The sequence below is a fragment of the Streptomyces sp. NPDC015125 genome (genome assembly GCF_043080045.1).
Taxonomy (GTDB): Bacteria; Actinomycetota; Actinomycetes; order Streptomycetales; family Streptomycetaceae; genus Streptomyces.
Window position 1 is genome coordinate 14,810 of the sequence record NZ_JBIBVF010000015.1, and the last position, 20,068, is coordinate 34,877.

Below are 20,068 nucleotides of genomic sequence, written 5' to 3' on the forward strand. Positions count from 1 at the left end.
ACGGAGGAGGTCGCGATGCCGCCGAGGCGAGCGGTCACCGGTCGGAGCCAGGAGCCACGCCAACGATTTATCGAAGAGCTGCGATTACTGCGCGCGCAGAAGGGCGACAGCCTGCGGCAGCTCGGCGACGCACTGGGCTGGGACTGGTCGCTGTTCGGCAAGATGGAGAGCGGCCAGACGATCGGCGGCCCGGAGGTCGCCCAGGCGCTGGACCAGTACTACGGGACGAAGGATCTGCTGCTGACGCTGTGGGAGTTGGCACTTGCCGATCCCAGCCAGTTCCGTGAGCAGTACCGGCGCTACATGGTGCTGGAATCCGAAGCGGTGAGCCTCTGGCACTACGCCGTGGGTGTCCTGCCGGGCCTGCTCCAAACGCAGGGGTACGCGCGCGAAGTGCTCGCGGCGGGCGGCAGCAAGGGTGCGGAGCTGGACCGGCAAGTCGAAGCCCGCATAGGACGAAGCAAGTTGCTGGCGAGTGACGATCCTCCGCAGTTCCGCACCATCCTGTCCGAGACGGTGCTTCGCAGGCCAATGCTCTGTCCACAGGCGTGGCGAGACCAACTTGAACGCCTGTCCCAGGCCGCCGGGCAACCGAGCATGACACTGCAGGTACTGCCCCACAGCCCCGGGCTGCACGCCCTGGCAAGTACGGACGTGATGTTTCTGCGGCTGTCGGATGGGCGCACCGTCGCCTACACCGAGAGCGCCCTCCATGGCGAACTGGTAGAGGAAACAGGATCGGTTGAGCGTCTGCAGCGCGCGTACGATGCTGTTCGCGACTTCGCGTTGTCCCCGGCCGAGTCGCGGAAGTTCATCGGGCAGATGTTGGAGGAAGTGCCTTGCGAGCCATCGATCTGAGCAACGCCACCTGGCGCAAGTCCAGCTACAGCAACTCCGACGGCGGCCAGTGCATCGAGGTCTCCGACGACTTCCCCGCCCTCGTCCCCGTCCGTGACAGCAAGCGCCCCCACGGCCCCGCGCTCCTCTTCAACGCCTCCACCTGGTCGTTCTTCGTCACCGCCGTGAAGAGCGGGCGACTCCCAAGCGCCTGACGCGCCCCGGCTCCAAGAGCGGGCCCACATACCGGCCCCCGTCGCTCGCCCGCGACGGGGGCCGTTGCCGTACCGCTGGGCATCGACCCACTGGGCCGGAACGGCCGATCGCAGCCTGTCTCGCGGGCAGCCTTCATGCTGAAGCAACTGGTCGGGCGTCCGCCACGCGCTTCACAGAGCCCAGCCGAATCGAGGAAGCCGTCATACGAAGCAGGGAGAAGTGCCGTGCGATCAATCGACCTGAGCACCGTCACCTGGCGCAAGAGCACGTACAGCAACCCAGACGGCGGCCAGTGCATCGAGGTCTCCGACGACCTCCTGTCCACCGCCACCTGGCGCAAGTCCAGCCACAGCAACCAGGACGGCGGCGCCTGCCTCGAAGTCTCCGACGACTTCCCCGCCCTCGTCCCCGTCCGCGACAGCAAGCACCCCCACGGCCCCGCCCTCCTCTTCGAGGCGCCCGCCTGGTCGTCCTTCGTCACCGCAGTGAAGCGCGGGCAGCTCCCCGGCGTCTGACACACCCCGACCCCACGAACGGGCCCCACATACCGGCCCCCGTCGCTCGCCCGCGACGGGGGCCGTCGCCGTACCAAGGGGCGGTCGGTCGGCGCACCGGGCCGGACGGGAACTCATCGACCGGGAACTCTTCGACCGGCGCAGCAGACTTCTGGATCGGGAACCCCGCAGTGTCCGCGGCATCCGCGGACACTGCACCGACCAAGGAGACACAGCAGATGCCTTTACGCGTTCAGATCCTCCTGTACGACGGGGTGGAGGAGCAGGACTTCATCGGGCCGCGTGACGTATTCGGTCACGCCGAGCGGGCGGGCGGCCAGGTGCACACGACGCTGGTGCGGCCCTCGGCTCCTGGCAAGGTGACCTGCTTCTTCGGCACCGAAGTCACGGTGCCGGCCGCATGGGAGCCCACCGACACCGATCTTCTGATCGTGCCGGGCGGCGGCGACCAGCTGATCAACGATCCGGAGGTCCTGCGGGACCTCGTACGGGCGCAGGAGGCCGGAGTCACCGTCGCCGGTGTCTGCACGGGAGTCATGGTGCTGTCCGCGGCAGGCCTGACCCACGGCCGTCCGTGCACGACACACCACCTCGCCAAGGCCGAACTGGCCGCCCAGGGCGGCAAGGTGGTCGACGCGCGCGTCGTCGACGACGGGAACCTGGTGACCGCGGGCGGTGTGACCAGCGGCATCGATCTGGCGCTCTGGATGATCACCCGTGAATGCGGAGCAGCCCTCGCCACCAGCGTCGAGTCCGTCATGGAGTACGAGCAGCGCGGTGTCGTCCGGCGCAGCTCCTGATCGTCCTCGCAGGGGAGCATCCTCGCTGAACGCGGCGCGGTGCGGCGCGGTGGACGCCCTCGACGTCCGCCGCACCGCTCTCCGTACCGGCCCGCTTGCCGAACCGGCCCCGCTCAGCCCAGCTTGCTCACATCGCGCACCGCGCCCTTGTCCGCGCTGGTCGCCATCGCCGCGTAGGCGCGCAGGGCCTGGGAGACCTTGCGTTCGCGGTTCTTCGGGGCGTAGACGCCTTCCAGGGCCAGTCGGCGGGACTCCAGCTCGACGTCGCCGACGAGGAGTTCGATGGTGCGGTTCGGGATGTCGATCTTGATGCGGTCGCCGTCCTCGACGAGGGCGATGGTGCCGCCGGACGCCGCCTCGGGCGAGGCGTGGCCGATGGACAGGCCGGAGGTGCCGCCGGAGAAGCGGCCGTCGGTGACCAGCGCGCAGGCCTTGCCCAGGCCGCGGCCCTTGAGGAAGGACGTCGGGTAGAGCATTTCCTGCATGCCGGGGCCGCCCTTGGGGCCCTCGTAGCGGATGACGACGACGTCGCCCTCCTTGATCTGCTTCTTGAGGATCTTGTCGACGGCCTCTTCCTGCGACTCGCAGACCACGGCCGGGCCCTCGAAGTTCCAGATCGACTCGTCGACGCCGGCGGTCTTCACGACGCAGCCGTCCTCGGCGAGGTTGCCCTTGAGGACCGCCAGGCCGCCGTCGACGGAGTAGGCGTGTGCCAGGTCGCGGATGCAGCCGCCCTCGGCGTCGACGTCGAGACTGTCCCAGCGCTCGGACTGGGAGAAGGCGGTCGCCGAGCGCTTGCAGCCGGGGGCCGCGTGCCACAGCTCGACGGCCACGTCGGAGGGCGAACCGCCGCGCACGTCCCAGGTCTTGAGCCATTCCTCGATCGAGGCGCTGTGCACGGTGTGCACGTCCTCGTTGAGGAGTCCGGCGCGCCACAGCTCGCCGAGGAGGGCGGGGATGCCGCCGGCCCGGTGCACGTCCTCCATGTAGTACGTGCCGCCCGGTGCGACGTTCGGGGCGACCTTGGCCAGGCAGGGCACCCGGCGGGAGACCGCGTTGATGTCCTCCAGGTCGAAGTCGAGACCGGCTTCCTGGGCCGCGGCGAGCAGGTGCAGGATCGTGTTCGTCGAGCCGCCCATGGCGATGTCCAGGGCCATGGCGTTCTCGAAGGAGGCGCGGGTGCCGATGTTGCGCGGCAGGACGGTGTGGTCGTCCTCGTCGTAGTGCCGCTTGGTGATCTCGACGACCGTGCGGCCGGCGTTCTCGTACAGCGCCTTGCGGGCGGTGTGGGTGGCCAGCACGGAGCCGTTGCCGGGCAGCGAGAGGCCGATCGCCTCGGTCAGGCAGTTCATGGAGTTGGCGGTGAACATGCCGGAACAGGAGCCGCAGGTCGGACAGGCGTTCTCCTCGATGCGGAGGATGTCCTCGTCCGAGATCTTGTCGTTGACGGCGTCCGAGATCGCGTCGACCAGGTCGAGCGTGCGGACCGTGCCGTCGACGAGGGTCGTCTTGCCGGCCTCCATCGGGCCGCCGGAGACGAAGACCGTCGGGATGTTGAGCCGCATCGCGGCCATCAGCATGCCCGGGGTGATCTTGTCGCAGTTGGAGATGCAGATCAGCGCGTCGGCGCAGTGCGCCTCGACCATGTACTCGACGGAGTCGGCGATCAGGTCGCGGGAGGGCAGGCTGTAGAGCATGCCGCCGTGGCCCATGGCGATACCGTCGTCGACCGCGATGGTGTTGAACTCGCGGGCGATGCCGCCGGCCTCGTGGATCGCCTCGGAGACGATCCGGCCGACCGGCTGGAGGTGGGTGTGGCCGGGCACGAACTCGGTGAAGCTGTTGGCGACGGCGATGATCGGCTTGCCGAAGTCCTCCCGCGCTACGCCGGAGGCCTGCATAAGGGCTCGGGCGCCGGCCATGTTGCGGCCATGGGTAACGGTGCGGGACCTCAGCTCGGGCACGATGGTCACTCCCTCGGGATTACGTCCGTACGACCGCCGGCTCCGGTACCTGGGCTCTGCCGCGTGGCTCTGCCGCGTACCGGGTGGCGTCATATATCAGCTCCCGTCGAGATTACGCCTCTGATCCAAGATCTGGACAGTCGCTCCGGCATGTGAGACCGCTGACCGCAGTGCGGACAGTGGGGTGCGCGCCGTTCGTGCAGTTCAAGGTGGTGACCGGGCCTTCGGAGCGGCATCGGAGCCGGTTGTCAGGCGCGCGTCAGAGTCGGCGATCGCGGGCCGCGCCGTCTCCGGTTCCGGAGCCGGCTGTCAGGGCTGCGTCAGATACCGCTGGAGGGTCGGGGCGACCATGGCGATGATCTCCTCCGGGTCCGCCGAGGCGACCGGGTCCATCTTGATCACATAGCGCAGCATGGCGATCCCGATGAGGTGCCCGGCGGCCAGCTGCACCCGGAACTGCGGGTCGGGGACCTGCAGTTCGCCCGCCACCCGCTGCAGCATCCGCCGCTCGATGAGCCCGCGCAGCAACGCCGCCGCGGTGTCGTTGGTCAGCGCCGAGCGCATGATCGCCAGCAGCGGCTGCCGGGTGACGGGGTTCTCCCAGACGCCGAACATGAAGCGGGCCATCCGCTCGCCCACCCCTTCACCGCCGCCCGCGATCGCCTCCGGCATGGTCAGCGCGGGCGCGAAGGTCAGCTCGATGGCGGCCTCGAAGACCTGCTCCTTGGTGCCGAAGTAGTGATGCACCAACGCCGCGTCCACCCCGGCCGCCTTGGCGATCCCCCGGACCGAGGTCTTGTCGTAGCCGCGCGCGGCGAACTCCGTACGGGCCGCGGCCAGAATCCGTTCACGGGCACCGGGACCGGCCTCGGCGGCGGCGCGGGCCGGGCGGCCCCGGCGGCGGGCCGGGGCGGGCGGCGTATCGGGCGCGGGAGACGAACCGGGTGCAGGAGACGAACCAGGTGCAGGAGACGAACCAGGCGCGGGAGACGAACCAGGTGCGGGAGACGAACCAGGCGCGGGAGACGAACCAGGTGCGGCAGGCGAACCGTCCGGGTCGTGCCCGCTGCCGCTCACGAGCCCGGGACCCGGGTCGGCGAGGCGAGGTGCAGCCGGGTGAAGGCCAGCGCCTCGGCCAGGTCGGCCTCGCGTTCGGCTGCGGACATCGCCCGCCGGGTGTTGACCTCGACGACCACATGGCCCTCGAAGCCGGTGGCCGCCAGCTGCTCCAGCATCGCGGCGCAGGGCTGGCTGCCGCGCCCCGGCACCAGATGCTCGTCCTTGGCGGAGCCGTTGCCGTCGGCGAGATGGACGTGCGCCAGCCGGTCGCCCATCCGCCCCACCATCTCCAGGGCGTCATTGCGGGCGGTGGCGGTGTGCGACAGATCGACCGTGAAGTGCCGGTAGTCGTCGTTGGTGGGGTCCCAGTCCGGGGCGTACGCGAGCATCTCGCGGTCCCGGTAGCGCCACGGGTACATGTTCTCGACGGCGAACTTCACGTCCGTCTCGTGCTCCATCCGCCACACCCCGCGGACGAACTCCCGCGCGTAGCTGCGCTGCCAGCGGAACGGCGGGTGCACGACCACCGTCGAGGCACCCAGCTTCTCCGCGGCGGTGCGGGCGCGCTGGAGCTTGACCCAGGGGTCGGTGGACCAGACCCGCTGGGTGATCAGCAGACACGGGGCGTGGACGGCCAGCACCGGCACGCCGTGGTAGTCCGAGAGTCGGCGCAGGGCCTCGATGTCCTGGCTGACCGGGTCGGTCCACACCATGACCTCGACGCCGTCGTAGCCGAGGCGCGCGGCGATCTCGAAGGCCGTCGCCGTCGACTCCGGATACACCGAGGCCGTGGACAGCGCGACCTTCGCATCCGGGATGCGCACCACTGGCTCTGTCACGAAGGACAGCGTACGGGCCAAGGCCGGGCGCGGGGCAGGAGGTCCGGCGACCGCGGCCCCCTGCCGGAGGAGGCGGGGGACGGTGCGACAGGGGGCGATGCGTGTGGCGGGGCCGGCCGGGGCGTGACGAGTCTCACGACGGCCGGCGTGCCCGGCGAGCGGCCTGGGCGTCTCCCCGGCCTCTGCCCGCGGACGCCGGGGAGAACCGGGGAGACGGGCCCCACGGCAGACCCACGCAGGCCCCACGGAGACCCACGACGGGCCCCACGGCAGACCCCACGGCAGACCCACGCCAGGCCCTACGGCAGGTGGTCCAGCCGCCGCAGAATGACGCCCTCGCGCAGCGCCCACGGGCAGATCTCCAGCGTCTCGACCCCGAACAGGTCCATCGCCGCCTCGGCGACCAGCGCCCCGGCGAGCAGCTGCCGCGAGCGCCCCTCGGAGACACCGGGCAGCTCGCCCCGCTCCTCCGCGGACATCCCGGCCAGCCGCGGCACCCACTCCTCCAGCTTCTTACGGGTCAGCTCCCGCGTGACGTAGAGCCCCTCCGCCGAGCGCGCGGCGCCCGCGATCCGGGCCAGCTGCCGGAAGGTCTTGGACGTACCGACGACCCGGTCGGGAGTGCCGTAGCGGCTGAATTCGCTCACCACCTTGGCGATCTCGGCGCGCACCCGGCGGCGCAGCGTCCGGACGTCTTCGGCCTCCGGCGGGTCGCCGGGCAGGTCGCCCGCGGTCAGCCGGCCGGCGCCCAGCGGCAGCGACACCGCCACGTCCGGGTCCTCGTCCAGGCCGTAGGCGATCTCCAGCGAGCCGCCGCCGATGTCCACCACCAGCAGCCGGCCGGCCGACCAGCCCAGCCACCGACGGGCGGCGAGAAAGGTGAGCCGCGCCTCGTCCTCACCGGAGAGCACCCGCAGCTCGACGCCGGTCTCCACCCCGACCCGGCGCAGCACGTCCTCACCGTTGGTGGCCTCGCGGACCGCCGAGGTGGCGAACGGCAGCACGCTCTCGACACCCTTGTCCTCGGACACCTGGAGCGCCTCGTGAACGGTGGCCACCAGGCGCTCCACGCCCGCGTCGCTTATCGCGCCCGCCTCGTCGAGGAGTTCGGCAAGGCGCAGCTCCGCCTTGTGCGAATAGGCGGGCAGCGGGCGCGCGCCCGGGTGTGCGTCCACCACCAGCAGATGGACCGTATTCGAACCCACATCGAGGACACCGAGTCTCATACGGGGAAACCTACTGCGCGCACCCCTCCCTCCTGTCGGCGCGGTCCGCACCTCGACGCGCCTTAGGCTGGAGTCGTGGCAAAGACGAAAAAGGCGAAGCACGATAAAGCGCTCACCAAGGAAGAAAAGCGGCGCTCTCAGGCGACTGAGGGGGCGCGGTCCCCGAAGCAGGCCCCGGCCGACGAGGTCGGCCTCGACTTCGCCCGCGCCTGGGTCACCTTCCCCGACCCGGCCGACGACGAACAACTCTTCCGCTGCGACCTGACCTGGCTGACCTCCCGCTGGACCTGCATCTTCGGCAGCGGGTGCCAGGGCATCGAGGCCGGCCGGGCGGACGACGGCTGCTGCACGCTCGGCGCGCACTTCTCGGACGAGGACGACGAGAAGCGGGTGGCCGAGCACGTGGCACGGCTCACGCCCGACGTGTGGCAGCACCACGACGTCGGCACCCAGACCGGCTGGGTCCAGGAGGACGAGGACGGCGACCGGCAGACCCGGCGCTGGGAGGGCTCCTGCATCTTCCAGAACCGCCCCGGCTTCCCGGCCGGCGCGGGCTGCTCCCTGCACATCCTCGCGCTGCGCGAGGGCCGCGAGCCCCTGGAGACCAAGCCGGACGTGTGCTGGCAGCTGCCGGTCCGGCGCACCTACGACTGGATCGACCGGCCGGACGACACCCGCGTCCTGCAGGTGACGATCGGCGAGTACGACCGGCGCGGCTGGGGCCCCGGCGGCCACGATCTGCACTGGTGGTGCACCTCCGCGACCTCGGCGCACGGCGCGGGCGACCCGGTGTACGTCTCGTACAAGCCGGAGCTGACCGAGCTGATGGGCAAGAAGGGCTACTCCAAGCTCGCCGAACTGTGCGAGGAGCGGCTGGCGGCGACGCTGCCGATGGCGCCGCACCCGGCGGACCCGAAGCCCCCGAAGCCCGCAAAGAAGCCGCAGAAGTCGGAGAAGTCAGAGAAGTCGGAGAGGTCGGAGAAGCAGAAGTAGGCGCGTGTCGGGGCCGCCCGGGCCGACGCGGCCCCGGTGCGCTCAGCGGGCACGGGCGGGACGGGTCGTGTTCGACGGTGTCGAGGACGGGTCGGGGCCGGTCGGCCCGGTGGTCGGCGACGGGGGCGTGGGGGTGGGCGCCGGGGACGTCGGGGTCGGTGTGGGTGTCGGCGCCGGGTGCGACGGGCGCGGCGTCGGCGTCGGCGTCGGCTTCGGCTTCGCCGGCGTCGGACGCTGCGGGCCGGGGGCGGGACCGGTCACGCCATGGCCCTTCATCGTGACGGCGGTGCCGCCCGGCTCGATGGCGATCCTGGCGCGCCAGTGGCCCGCGGGCTCCCGGTCGTGGTCGATATCGACCGTGATCGTGGTGGACTCGCCCGGCCGCAGCGAACCCGCCGTATGACTCAACTGCAGCCAGGCCGCGCCCGCCGAGGCGCTCCAGCGCACCGGAGCCCGGCCCACGGCAGTGAGCGTGAGCACCGTGGTCCGGCCGCTGGGCTGCGCGGCGACCGTCAGCCGGCCGGGGCCCGACTCCGCGCGGCTGCCCGGCTCGCCCGGCCGCTGCGGGGTGCCGTCCGCGCTGATCACCTCGACGGACACATCGGGCGTCCCGTCGCCGGCCCGGAAGCCGGGATCGGGCGTCGTCCGGGCGTTGCCGGCGTTCTCGTACGGGCGGCCGCCCAGCCGTCCCCCGCTCTCCGATTCGCTGGCCGTCACCGAGGGCGAGGCGTCCGCCGCCTCATCGGTGGCGGGGCCGCCGTGGTACGCCGCCCACAGGGCCAGCACCGGCGCGGCGACCACCGTGGCGACCACGGTGGTGGTCAGCGCGCGGCCGCGGAGCCTGCGCCGACGGGCCACCCGGTCCGTCGGGGGGCCGACGGGAAATCCGTTGCGGTCATAGCGAGGAGAACCGTTTGCCCCACCCGACCGGACGCCGCGGCCCGCACCGGCCACCCCCTCCGCGCGGCCCGACTTGGCGCGCCGGGCCGCCGCCAGCGCGCCGAGCACGGCCTCGCGAGGCGCGGCGACCAGCGGCAGTGCCCCCCGGGGCACCGGCGCGGTGCCCGGCCAGGTCCCCGGGGCGGTGGCCCGCTCGGCGGTCCGCCGGCACTCGGCGCAGTCGTCGACATGGCGCACCAGCTCCCGGCTCAGGGCCGCGCCCAGCAACATCTGGGTGTCCCCCGCCAGCTGCGCGACCTCGCGGCAGCGGCCGGACTCGACGACGGCGAGTGCCGCCCGGGTCCGCTCCACCTCGCAGGAGGCGGTGGCCAGCAGCGCGCGGGTGGCGATCGGGTCGGCGCCGAGCACCGCGGCGGCCTCGTCGGCGGACAGCTGATGGCGCACCGAGAGTTCCAGCGCCTCGCGCTGCTCGGGGGTGGTGCCGGCGGCCTCCGGCCAGGCCAGCGCGGCGAGTTCACGCTGCCGGCGCTCGGCTTCGGCGGCGGCCGGGCCCGTGGCTTCGGCCGTGGTGGTGGCGGTGGCAGTGGCAGTGGCTGCCGCCGTGGGGGCCGGGTCCGGTGCCTTGGCGGCCGGGCCGGTCCGCTCGGCGAGCCGGCGCAGACAGGCCCAACGGGCCAGCGCGTAGAGCCAGGAGCGGTACCGGCCCCGGTCGGCGGGCCGCCTGCCGTGGTGCCGCTCGGCGAGCGCGAGCATCTCGCCGAGCACCGCGGTCGCCGCGTCGTGTTCGCACAGCACCGACAGGCAGTAGGTGAACAGCCCGTCCAGATAAGGGTCGTAGCCGTCGGAGCGCTTGTCCGGGGGGCGTGCGGCGTCCGGGCCGGGCCGCTCGGACGGCTGCGGCCGGCTCCGGCGCCGGCCGTCGCCGCGCGACCGGTGTGCGCCGGTGGAGTGCGTGGGGTGCTCGGGCCTGCTGCTCATCACCCCGGCGACGGTAGGCGGATGATGCAGCCGGTCTTGCTCGCGTTGGACACTTTTAACCCTTACGGGTGACCATCTCCCTCAAAAGAGGACACGAATGGCCCTTTACACTGCGGGGGCGCTTCGTCTGCGCCACTCGGGCGGCGCAACCGCCGACGAGGGAGCCGCCCCACTGCCCCCGCCGCTCCGGCCTCTCCCGTCCGAGGGCCCCGCTCCTGCCTCTCCCGTCTGAGGCCCCCGCTCCGGCCCCTCCCCTACGGGGGTGTCCCCCTATTCCAGGAAAGCGCGGGCGTTCCCGGAAAGCGCGGGTGTTCCCGGAAGGCGCGGGCCTGCTCCACAAGGGCTCGGGCGGGGGTTGTCAGACCCCGCCGCTACGGTGACCCCATGGCAACGCGTAAATCCTCGGGCAAGGAGCGCCCCTCCTACCGCTGTACGGAATGCGGCTGGACCACCGCGAAGTGGCTCGGCCGCTGTCCCGAATGCCAGGCATGGGGCACGGTCGAGGAGTTCGGCGGCGCCCCCGCGGTGCGCACGACCGCACCCGGCCGGGTCACCACCGCGGCCCTGCCCATCGGCCAGGTCGACGGCCGGCAGGCCGCCGCCCGCTCGACGGGCGTGCCCGAGCTGGACCGCGTTCTGGGCGGCGGGCTGGTCCCCGGTGCGGTCGCGCTGCTGGCCGGCGAGCCCGGCGTCGGCAAGTCCACCCTGCTGCTGGACGTCGCCGCCAAGGCCGCCTCCGACGCCCACCGCACCCTGTATGTGACGGGCGAGGAGTCCGCCAGCCAGGTGCGGCTGCGCGCCGACCGCATCGGCGCCCTCGACGACCATCTGTATCTGGCGGCCGAAACCGACCTCTCCGCCGTCCTCGGCCACCTGGACACGGTCAAGCCCTCGCTCCTCGTCCTGGACTCGGTGCAGACCGTCGCCTCCCCCGAGATCGAAGGCGCCCCCGGCGGCATGGCCCAGGTCCGCGAGGTGGCCGGCGCACTGATCCGGGCGTCCAAGGACCGCGGCATGTCCACCCTCCTGGTCGGCCATGTCACCAAGGACGGCGCCATCGCCGGACCGCGCCTGCTGGAACACCTCGTCGATGTCGTCCTGCACTTCGAGGGCGACCGGCATGCCCGGCTGCGCCTGGTCCGCGGCGTCAAGAACCGCTACGGCACCACCGACGAGGTCGGCTGCTTCGAGCTGCACGACGAAGGCATCACCGGCCTCGCCGACCCCTCGGGCCTCTTTTTGACCCGCCGCGCCGAAGCCGTGCCCGGTACGTGCCTGACGGTGACCCTGGAGGGCCGCCGCCCGCTGGTCGCCGAGGTCCAGGCCCTGACCGTCGACTCCCAGATCCCCTCTCCCCGGCGCACCACCTCCGGGCTGGAGACCTCCCGGGTCTCGATGATGCTCGCCGTACTGGAACAGCGCGGCCGGATCAGCGCCCTGGGCAAGCGCGACATCTACAGCGCGACGGTCGGCGGGGTGAAGCTGACCGAGCCCGCCGCCGACCTCGCGGTGGCCCTCGCCCTCGCCAGCGCCGCCAGCGACACCCCCCTGCCCAAGAACCTCGTCGCCATCGGCGAGGTGGGGCTCGCGGGCGAGGTCAGGCGGGTCACCGGCGTCCAGCGGCGGCTGTCCGAAGCGGCCCGCCTCGGCTTCACCCACGCCCTGGTCCCCTCCGACCCCGGCAAGATCCCCGACGGAATGCGGGTGCTGGAGGTCGCCGACGTCGGAGCGGCCCTCAGCGTCCTGCCCAAGCGAGTGCGCCGGGAGGCCCCACAGGAAGAGGGCGCACGCCGGTAGACTTTGCCCTGGTCTCGCCCGTCACCGCAGAATTGCCTGTCGGCCACGTACGCTCCGCTGGTACGTCAACACAGCATGGGCCGGGCGGCCTGCGGACCGACAGACCTTGCGACGGAGGAGTGCAGTGGCAGCCAACGACCGGGCATCGACTTCCGGCAGGTCCGGTGGAAGCTCCGGCACCGAGAGCCTGATGCGCGCCACGCTGAGCGCCGTCGCGCCCGGTACCGCCCTGCGCGACGGCCTGGAGCGCATCCTCCGCGGCAATACGGGCGGGCTGATCGTGCTGGGCTTCGACAAGACCGTCGAATCCATGTGTACCGGCGGATTTGTCCTGGATGTCGAGTTCACCGCCACGCGGCTGCGCGAACTGTGCAAGCTCGACGGGGCGCTGGTCCTCGACAAGGACATCACCAAAATCCTGCGGGCCGGCGTCCAGCTGGTCCCGGACGCCTCCATCCCCACGGAGGAGACCGGCACCCGCCACCGCACCGCCCAGCGGGTCTCGATCCAGGCCGGTTTCCCGGTCGTCTCCGTCAGCCAGTCGATGCGCCTGATCGCCCTCTACGTGGACGGCGAACGCCGCGTCCTGGAGGAGTCCGCCGCGATCCTCTCCCGCGCCAATCAGGCACTGGCGACCCTGGAGCGCTACAAGCTCCGCCTGGACGAGGTCGCCGGCACGCTCTCCGCCCTGGAGATCGAGGACTTGGTGACGGTCCGCGATGTCACCGCGGTCGCCCAGCGCCTGGAGATGGTCCGCCGGATCGCCACGGAAATCGCCGAGTACGTCGTCGAGCTCGGCACGGACGGCCGGCTGCTCGCCCTCCAGCTGGAGGAGCTGATCGCCGGCGTGGAGCCGGAGCGGGAGCTGGTCGTCCGCGACTATGCCCCCCAGCCGACCGCCAAGCGCTCCCGTACCGTCGTCGAAGCGCTCGCCGAGCTGGACGCGCTCAGCCACACCGAGCTGCTCGAACTCCCCACCGTGGCGCGCGCGTTGGGTTACAGCGGCGCCCCCGAGACACTGGACTCCGCGGTCTCCCCGCGCGGCTTCCGCCTGCTGGCGAAGGTCCCCCGGCTGCCCGGCACGGTCATCGACCGCCTCGTCGACCACTTCGGCGGCCTGCAGAAGCTGCTCGCCGCCAGCGTCGACGACCTTCAGGCGGTCGACGGCGTCGGCGAGACCCGTGCCCGCTCGGTCCGCGAGGGACTGTCGCGGCTGGCGGAGTCGTCGATCCTGGAGCGGTACGTCTAGCTCCCGTCCCAGGGCCTGCCTCCGCCACCCTTCATCGGCAAGGGGGTCAGCCGGCCCGCCGCAGCGCCGCCGCCTCCTTCGCCGGGTCCAGGCCGAGTACGGGGCGGTCCGGGCGCTGCGGTGCCACCCCGCCGACGGCCTGCAGCCAGGCCCAGGTGTCGGCGACGGTTTCCGCGACGGGACGACAACGCAGCCCGGCAGCCAGGGCCTTGGACACCTCGACGCCGAAGAGCGCGTCCCTCAGCTCACCGGGCGCCAGCCAGACCGGCAGCTCGGTCCAGGGCTCGATACCGGCGGCGAGGACGTCCTCCGGAGCGGTCCAGCGCAGCTCGGCGTCCGAGCCGACGGCCTTCGCGCAACTCTCCAGCAGCTCGCCCATGGTGGCGTGCCCGACCTCGCTCACCAGGCTGTACGGCCCGCCGAGCCCGGCCTGCAGCGCGTCGGCCGTCCACTCGGCCAGGTCACGGACATCGATGTACTGCAGCGCCATCCCCCGCGGCCCCGGCGCGAGGACCGGGCCGCCGCGGGCGATCCGCCCCAGCCACCACGGCAGCCGCCCCACGTTCTCGTACGGCCCGAGAATCAGCCCCGCACGCACCAGCAGTGCCCGGTTCCCGAACGCCTCGACCGCGGCCAGCTCACCGCCCCGCTTGGCCTGTGCATAGTCCTCGGCATCGGTGGCGTCCGCGGAGCCCGTCACCAGCGGCGCCCGTTCATCGAGCCGGGCCGTGGGCGGGAAGGCGTACACCGAGCCGCTGGAGATGTAGGCGTACGTCCCCACCCGCCCGGCCAGCAGCCGCGCACTGTCCCGTACCACCGACGGCGCACCGCTCCAGGTATCGACGACGGCGTCCCACTCGCCGTTTTCCAGGGCCGCGAGCCCTGCCGCGTCCCCACGGTCACCGTGCAGCGCCGTCACCCCTCCCGGCGGCGCGTGATTCCCACGGTGGAACACCGTCACCTCCCAACCACGCGCCAGCGCCACCTCGGCGACCGCCCGCCCCACGAACTCCGTTCCGCCCAGCATCAGTAGCTTCATGGCGGCGACTATCCCGGACGGCGCCGTCCGCAGCACCGACTCTCGCTACCGGCGAAACCACTACGGGTGGGAAGGCGCGATTCCACTACGGGTGGAGTGCGCGAAGGCGCGTACGGGCGGAGCGGAGACGCGTACGGGCAGAGCCGCGGAGGTGCGCGGGCCGCACGCGCGGAGGTGCCGGTGCGGGAGGGGGACGTACCCCCTGGCCTCAGCCCCTGGCCTCAGCCCCTGGCCTCAGTCCTCGGCCAGAACGAACGTCGTGTGGACGACTTCCAGCCCGGGCACCTTGGCCTCGATCAGGTACTTACCGGCCGGCACCGTGGCCGAGCTCGGAGTGGCGCACTGCGGGCCGCTGGCCCGGCGGTCCCACACGATGGTGCGCTTCACCGAACCCTTGGCCGGAACCTGCAGCAGCGCGGGCCGGGTGCCCGACGGGCAGTCGTTCGAGGCCCACACCCGGTCGTCGCCCGCGGTGTCGGTGATGGTGAGCACCGCGGCCTTCTGCCCGAGATCCACCTTGCAGTCGGCTCCGGCCGCATTCTTGACCGTCAGCTCGAACTTCGGCCTGTCGCCCGGCGCATAGGACTTCTTGACGCTGTGCAGCACCAAATCCGCCGTGCCGGATACACAGTTGGGGAGCGACGAGCCCGGCTCGACGGCGTTCTTGCCGGAGCCCTGGCCGATCGGCCCGTCGGGAACGGAACCCGAACCGCCGGAGCCGGCACCGGAGTCACCGTTGGACGCGTCACCGTCGCCGCCCGCGGCGCCCGAGTCGCCGCCGGAACCCGAGCCCGAGCCCGAGCCACTGCCCGACTCATCGCGCCCGCCCGGCTTTTGGCCGTTCACCGGTCCGCTGGAGGAGGGTCCCGGCGTGATGGACGTCGCGGGCCCGTTTCCGTGGGGCCCCTTGCCCTCGTCGCCGCTTTTGCCGCCGATTCCGCCCAAGTTGAGGGCCCACACGACCAGAAGGGCGAGCAGTACGACGATGGCCAGCGCAACGGCCCTCCGCCGCCAGTAGATGGAGGAGGGAAGCGGCCCGATCGGATTGCGCAGTGATCCCACGCGGAAACTCTACGAGAGATCGGCAGCCGCACAGGCCAGTACCCGCCGCTTCCGGCTGCAACTTTTCCCATGATCGGCCCGGAGGTGGCTCCCGGTCCACCCGTAGACGGCTCAGGAGGCGACTCCCGTTCGGCCCGCAGACGGCTCCCGAACGGCCCGAAGTCGGCTCCCGAACGCTCCGGAGGCGACTCCCGAACGCTCCGGGACGGCTGCCGAACGGTCCGACGACGGCTGCCGATCGCTCCGGAGGCGTCTCCGGACCGGCCGCCGCGGCCGATCCGCCCCGCTGTCCGTCGTCGGTCGGCTGCGCCCTCGGGCGGCCGACGGAGCGGAGGCGGCACGGGCCGGTACCCCGCCCTCATCGGCCCGACCACTCCTCCTTGTGTCCGAAGCCCTGCCCGTTGTCGATCAGCCGCAGCCAGTCCGGGCGCAGCTCCCACAAGGTGGTCCGCTCCAGGGCGTCGCGCAGCCGCTCGCTCTCGGCGACGAAGGGGAAGCGGGCCAGGTAGACCCGCCAGCCCGCGGCCCGCTCGGCACCGGTCAGGGGGCGGCAGTCGCCCCGGCCCTGAAGCCCCGTCAGTCCGCTCCACTCCTGGCCGTCCCGCTGCGCCGTGAAGGCGGCCCGGGCACCGGGCGCCGCCAGCGCCCGGCCGTGCCGCGTCGTGGTCGCGGTGACGAAATACAGCGCGGGCCCGGCGCCGGCCGCCCCGCCGCCCTCCGGGTCCGTCGCATAGAGCACCGCGCAGGCTCCCGGCCCGTCCTCGTCCGCGTACGCCAGCGTCATCGTCGTGTGCGCGGCGAGCGCCCGCCGGATCGTCTCCGGGCAGGGCGGCCCGCCCGTACCGCTGCCGTCCTGTGCACCGCTCGTTTCCGCCATGACCGCATCCTCACCCGCCCCGGCCGGCCGGGGCGCGCCGGGCCCGGCTCCGGGCGCCGCCGGGCCATCTCGTACCGCCGGTAACCGCCACCTGTGCGCCCCTGGCCGTCCTGCGTGCGGGTGGGCGTGCGGCGGGGCGGGCCCGGTGCGTTTCCCGGGCGACCCTGGACGTGCCAGGATCGGCAGTGCCATGACTTCGACGCCTGTCACCACCACTGCCACGACCGCCGCCACCGAGAACGCTTCCGCCGCCGACGCGGCCGCGGGAGCCGCCGACGGGACCGCGCTGCACGGCCCGGTCACCGACTGGTTCGACGAGCACGCCCGCGATCTGCCCTGGCGCCGCCCCGAGGCGGGCGCCTGGGGTGTGATGGTGAGCGAGTTCATGCTGCAGCAGACCCCGGTCAGCAGAGTGCTGCCGGTCTACGAGCAGTGGCTGGCCCGCTGGCCGCGCCCCGCCGACCTGGCCGCCGAGGCGCCGGGCGAGGCGGTCCGGGCCTGGGGCCGGCTCGGTTATCCGCGCCGCGCCCTGCGGCTGCATGCCGCCGCCTCCGCCATACAGGAGCGGCACGGCGGCGACGTACCGCGCGAGCACAACCAGTTGCTGGCGCTGCCCGGCGTCGGCGAGTACACCGCCGCCGCGGTCGCCTCGTTCGCGTACGGGCAGCGGCACGCCGTGCTGGACACCAATGTGCGCCGGGTGTTCGCCCGCGCGGTGGCCGGCCGCCAGTTCCCGCCGAACGCCACCACCGCGGCGGAGCGCAAACTCGCCCGCCAGCTACTGCCCGAGGAGGAGAACCTGGCGGCGCGCTGGGCGGCGGCCACGATGGAGCTGGGTGCGCTGCTGTGCACGGCGCGTGCTCCGGAGTGCGGGCGCTGCCCGATCGCCGCGCAGTGCGCCTGGCGGCAGGCCGGGTCCCCGGCACACGACGGCCCGGCGCGTCGTACCCAGACGTACGCCGGTACCGACCGTCAGGTGCGCGGCAAACTGCTCGCCGTCCTGCGCGAGGCGGTCTCGCCAGTGCCGCAGCAGGCGCTGGACGCGGTGTGGGACGAGCCGGTGCAGCGGGCCCGGGCACTGGACGGCCTGGTCTCGGACGGTTTGGTGGAGCCGCTGGGCGGTGGCCGCTATCGGTTGCCGCTCACGTAGCGCAGCCGTCATCCGTACGGGAGAACCTGTAAGAGAAGAGGAGGGCGCGGTCACTTCGGCGGCCGCGCCCTTCCGCGTCCGATGGTGTCGCCTGACCCCGTGTCACCTTTCGCGCCGGATGACCGGAAAGTGCCCCTGATACGACCGGAACGAGACCCTTCGCCTTCTCGATTGCCGCCGCATCACGGCCGATGGGCCTTCCGGCGGGGGTACTTCTCCCCCCGGAGTATGACGCGCAGCGGGCCGCCGTCCGTCCGAGGTATGACCCCTGGCGGGCTGTTACACAACCGAGGGTTTTCCGTGCACTCCCTGTGGGGCCGACGCACATTACGCCGCAACACCGTCTCCGTAGCGTCTTCCTCGTGCTGGAGATGACCGCCAGCACGGTCAACGTGGGGAATCGTAAGCGGATCGGAGGCGTCGGAATGGCGACCAGCGGCGGCAAGGTACTGGACTTCGAAGAGTACGTTCGTACACGGCAGGAGGCCCTGCTGCGGAGTGCCCGGCGCCTGGTGCCCGACCCGGTCGACGCACAGGACCTGCTGCAGACCGCACTGGTCCGCACCTACGGTCGCTGGGACGGCATCGCGGACAAGTCGCTGGCCGACGCCTACCTCCGCCGCGTCATGATCAATACGCGGACCGAGTGGTGGCGGGCCCGCAAGCTGGAAGAGGTGCCCACCGAGCAGCTCCCGGACGCGAGCGTGGACGACGGCACCGAACAGCGCGCCGACCGCGCCCTGCTGATGGACATCCTCGGGGTGCTGGCTCCCAAGCAGCGCAGCGTCGTCGTGCTGCGGCACTGGGAGCAGATGAGCACGGAGGAAACCGCGGCGGCACTCGGCATGTCCACGGGAACGGTCAAGAGCACCCTGCACCGTGCGCTGGCCCGGCTGCGCCAGGAGCTGCAGATGCGTGACATCGACGCGCGGATGCTGGAGCGTGGCGAGCGGGGGCGGGAGCGGTGCGCGGCCTGAACGGCGGCGTACGGCACACCGCGGGACCCCGAGCAGTAGCCCCGGCATCACCCCACGCACAAGACGAAGTGCGACTTTACCGATGAAAACGGACACAGCGCCGGCCGCCTTACGGCCCACAGCTCGACGCGCGACAATCACCTCAGGAACAGCAGCGGCATCGGCAGCTGTGCGAGCAGCACGGTGAGCGGGAGCGGATTGACCAGGAACAGGTTGACCAGGGTCGGGTTGACCAAGGGCGGCGCGGCCACGGCGGGAGTGGCCGCCGTCGGCCTTTTGCTGGCCGGATGCAATCCGGGGGGCGAAGGCGTGCGCAGCGAGGGGTCGGCCGGCACCACCCCCGCGCCCAAGGGGGCCGTGCACACCGCTCCCAGCCCGTCCCAAACGGCCCGCTACAAGAAGGTCGACGCCGTCAAGCTGCTCAAGGACGCGCCGAAGGTCGGCCCGGATGTGAAGAAGTCGCTGGCCGAGCCGTGCGCCGGGGACGAGTACCCGGTCGAGGTGACCTATGCGACGCTCACCGGCAGCACGTCCCCCGATGTCATCGTCAACGTCATGACCTGTGCGGATTCCGTCGGCATCGGCGCGTATGTTTTCCGCAAGCACGACGGCGCGCCGGACGGGTATGACACCGTGTACGGCAATGAACAGCCGACGGTCTACGCCGGAGTGAACAAGGGCGACCTGGAGGTCTCCAAGCAGACCTACGCCGCGGGCGACAAGGTGTGCTGCCCTTCCGGTGAGGACGTGACGACCTACCACTGGAAGGACGGACGCTTCCGCGAACGCGGCCGTCCGTATCACACCGACTACAGCAAGACCACCGCCGACGGCGCCACGCCGGACGACGACACGGGAACGGAGGGTTGAGACAACCGCATGGCCGAGACCCATGTGCTCTTCGTCGAGGACGACGACGTGATCCGCGAAGCCACCCAGCTCGCCCTGGAACGGGACGGATTCGTGGTCACCGCGATGCCCGACGGGCTGGCGGGCCTGGAGGCGTTCCGCGCCGACCGCCCCGATATCGCCCTGCTCGATGTGATGGTGCCGGGACTCGACGGTGTCAGCCTGTGCCGGCGGATCCGCGACGAGTCGACGGTTCCCGTGATCATGCTGTCGGCGCGTGCCGACTCGATCGATGTGGTGCTCGGCCTGGAGGCCGGTGCGGACGACTACGTCACCAAGCCGTTCGACGGCGCGGTGCTGGTCGCCCGGATCCGCGCCGTACTGCGCCGCTTCGGCCACGCCAGCGGCCCGGACCGGGCAGGCGCCGCCTCGGCGGAGTCGGCCGACGCCGCCGAGGCGGTGCTGCGCTTCGGTGATCTGGAGGTCGACACCGAGGGCATGGAGGTGCGCAAAGGCGGCGAGAACGTCGCACTGACGCCGACCGAGATGCGGCTGCTGCTGGAGTTCTCCCACGCACCGGGTACGGTCCTCTCGCGCGACCGGCTGCTGGAGCGGGTCTGGGACTACGGCTGGGGTGGTGACACCCGGGTGGTGGACGTCCATGTCCAGCGGTTGCGCGGCAAAATCGGTCAGGACCGGATCGAGACGGTCCGCGGCTTCGGATACAAGCTGAGAGGCTGA

The 20,068-nt window shown here is 72.1% G+C and carries 19 protein-coding genes; 11 read left to right on the top strand and 8 right to left on the bottom strand.

Annotated elements, in window-relative coordinates; translation table 11 throughout:
* The first annotated feature begins 15 nt into the window (after window positions 1–15).
* The 4 genes from ACF088_RS26840 to ACF088_RS26855 all read left to right on the top strand — a co-directional run bounded on the left by ACF088_RS26840 (window position 16) and on the right by ACF088_RS26855 (window position 2,368).
* Window positions 16–858, top strand: a complete 843-nt coding sequence (locus ACF088_RS26840; protein ID WP_392378386.1) for a helix-turn-helix transcriptional regulator — start codon at window positions 16–18, stop codon at window positions 856–858.
* On the top strand, window positions 840–1,052 hold the full coding sequence (locus tag ACF088_RS26845) for a DUF397 domain-containing protein (protein WP_392378387.1): 213 nt from the start codon (window positions 840–842) through the stop codon (window positions 1,050–1,052). The genes ACF088_RS26840 and ACF088_RS26845 overlap by 19 nt, the downstream gene beginning before the upstream one ends.
* Window positions 1,053–1,277: 225 nt before the next feature.
* Window positions 1,278–1,568, top strand: a complete 291-nt coding sequence (locus ACF088_RS26850) for a DUF397 domain-containing protein (protein ID WP_392378388.1) — start codon at window positions 1,278–1,280, stop codon at window positions 1,566–1,568.
* 218 nt (window positions 1,569–1,786) lie between these two features.
* Window positions 1,787–2,368, top strand: coding sequence for a DJ-1/PfpI family protein (locus tag ACF088_RS26855; protein WP_392378389.1), 582 nt, complete (start codon window positions 1,787–1,789; stop codon window positions 2,366–2,368).
* A 113-nt stretch (window positions 2,369–2,481) separates the two neighbouring features.
* Here ACF088_RS26855 and ilvD read toward each other — a convergent pair whose 3' ends face one another.
* The 4 genes from ilvD to ACF088_RS26875 form a co-directional block, all read right to left on the bottom strand.
* Window positions 2,482–4,332, bottom strand: coding sequence for a dihydroxy-acid dehydratase (gene ilvD / locus ACF088_RS26860; protein ID WP_392378391.1), 1,851 nt, complete (start codon window positions 4,330–4,332; stop codon window positions 2,482–2,484).
* A 309-nt stretch (window positions 4,333–4,641) separates the two neighbouring features.
* A complete protein-coding gene (locus tag ACF088_RS26865; protein WP_392378393.1) occupies window positions 4,642–5,409 on the bottom strand; it encodes a TetR family transcriptional regulator in 768 nt (255 codons plus the stop codon).
* The gene (locus ACF088_RS26870) at window positions 5,406–6,230 is read right to left on the bottom strand and encodes a sugar phosphate isomerase/epimerase family protein (RefSeq protein ID WP_392378394.1); all 825 of its coding nucleotides are present in this window, start codon (window positions 6,228–6,230) and stop codon (window positions 5,406–5,408) included. Before ACF088_RS26870 ends, ACF088_RS26865 begins: the two co-directional genes overlap by 4 nt.
* 299 nt (window positions 6,231–6,529) lie before the next feature.
* Window positions 6,530–7,456 carry a Ppx/GppA family phosphatase gene (locus ACF088_RS26875; RefSeq protein ID WP_392378395.1) on the bottom strand — a complete coding sequence of 309 codons (927 nt, stop codon included), beginning with the start codon at window positions 7,454–7,456 and terminating at the stop codon, window positions 6,530–6,532.
* Window positions 7,457–7,531: 75 nt separating this feature from the next.
* On the opposite strand from ACF088_RS26875, the gene ACF088_RS26880 reads away from it, so the two are divergent.
* Complete coding sequence (locus tag ACF088_RS26880) at window positions 7,532–8,449, top strand: hypothetical protein (RefSeq protein ID WP_392378396.1); 918 nt, start codon at window positions 7,532–7,534, stop codon at window positions 8,447–8,449.
* A gap of 42 nt (window positions 8,450–8,491) precedes the next feature.
* Here the strand turns inward: ACF088_RS26880 and ACF088_RS26885 are convergent, their stop codons facing one another.
* A complete protein-coding gene (locus tag ACF088_RS26885; RefSeq protein WP_392378397.1) occupies window positions 8,492–10,327 on the bottom strand; it encodes a sigma-70 family RNA polymerase sigma factor in 1,836 nt (611 codons plus the stop codon).
* 384 nt (window positions 10,328–10,711) lie between these two features.
* Here ACF088_RS26885 and radA point away from each other — a divergent pair, with 384 nt between their 5' ends.
* Both radA and disA read left to right on the top strand, forming a co-directional pair.
* Window positions 10,712–12,124 (top strand): DNA repair protein RadA, encoded by a 1,413-nt coding sequence (gene radA, locus ACF088_RS26890; protein ID WP_392378399.1) that lies wholly within the window; start codon window positions 10,712–10,714, stop codon window positions 12,122–12,124.
* Between the two features lie 124 nt (window positions 12,125–12,248).
* Entirely contained in the window at window positions 12,249–13,373 is a 1,125-nt protein-coding gene (disA, locus tag ACF088_RS26895) for a DNA integrity scanning diadenylate cyclase DisA (RefSeq protein ID WP_392378401.1), read from the top strand.
* A 46-nt stretch (window positions 13,374–13,419) separates the two neighbouring features.
* Here disA and ACF088_RS26900 read toward each other — a convergent pair whose 3' ends face one another.
* The 3 genes from ACF088_RS26900 to ACF088_RS26910 all read right to left on the bottom strand — a co-directional run bounded on the left by ACF088_RS26900 (window position 13,420) and on the right by ACF088_RS26910 (window position 16,351).
* The gene (locus tag ACF088_RS26900) at window positions 13,420–14,412 is read right to left on the bottom strand and encodes an NAD-dependent epimerase/dehydratase family protein (RefSeq protein ID WP_392378403.1); all 993 of its coding nucleotides are present in this window, start codon (window positions 14,410–14,412) and stop codon (window positions 13,420–13,422) included.
* A 234-nt stretch (window positions 14,413–14,646) separates the two neighbouring features.
* Window positions 14,647–15,474 (bottom strand): hypothetical protein, encoded by an 828-nt coding sequence (locus ACF088_RS26905; protein ID WP_392378405.1) that lies wholly within the window; start codon window positions 15,472–15,474, stop codon window positions 14,647–14,649.
* 358 nt (window positions 15,475–15,832) lie between these two features.
* Entirely contained in the window at window positions 15,833–16,351 is a 519-nt protein-coding gene (locus ACF088_RS26910) for a pyridoxamine 5'-phosphate oxidase (RefSeq protein WP_392378406.1), read from the bottom strand.
* A 190-nt stretch (window positions 16,352–16,541) separates the two neighbouring features.
* Between ACF088_RS26910 and ACF088_RS26915 the strand changes: the two genes are divergently transcribed.
* From ACF088_RS26915 to cseB, 4 genes are all read left to right on the top strand, one after another.
* Window positions 16,542–17,501 (top strand): A/G-specific adenine glycosylase, encoded by a 960-nt coding sequence (locus ACF088_RS26915; RefSeq protein ID WP_392378407.1) that lies wholly within the window; start codon window positions 16,542–16,544, stop codon window positions 17,499–17,501.
* A gap of 371 nt (window positions 17,502–17,872) precedes the next feature.
* Window positions 17,873–18,478 carry a SigE family RNA polymerase sigma factor gene (locus ACF088_RS26920; RefSeq protein WP_392378565.1) on the top strand — a complete coding sequence of 202 codons (606 nt, stop codon included), beginning with the start codon at window positions 17,873–17,875 and terminating at the stop codon, window positions 18,476–18,478.
* A 228-nt stretch (window positions 18,479–18,706) separates the two neighbouring features.
* Window positions 18,707–19,348 carry a hypothetical protein gene (locus tag ACF088_RS26925; protein ID WP_392378408.1) on the top strand — a complete coding sequence of 214 codons (642 nt, stop codon included), beginning with the start codon at window positions 18,707–18,709 and terminating at the stop codon, window positions 19,346–19,348.
* 9 nt (window positions 19,349–19,357) lie between these two features.
* Complete coding sequence (cseB, locus tag ACF088_RS26930) at window positions 19,358–20,068, top strand: two-component system response regulator CseB (protein ID WP_392378409.1); 711 nt, start codon at window positions 19,358–19,360, stop codon at window positions 20,066–20,068.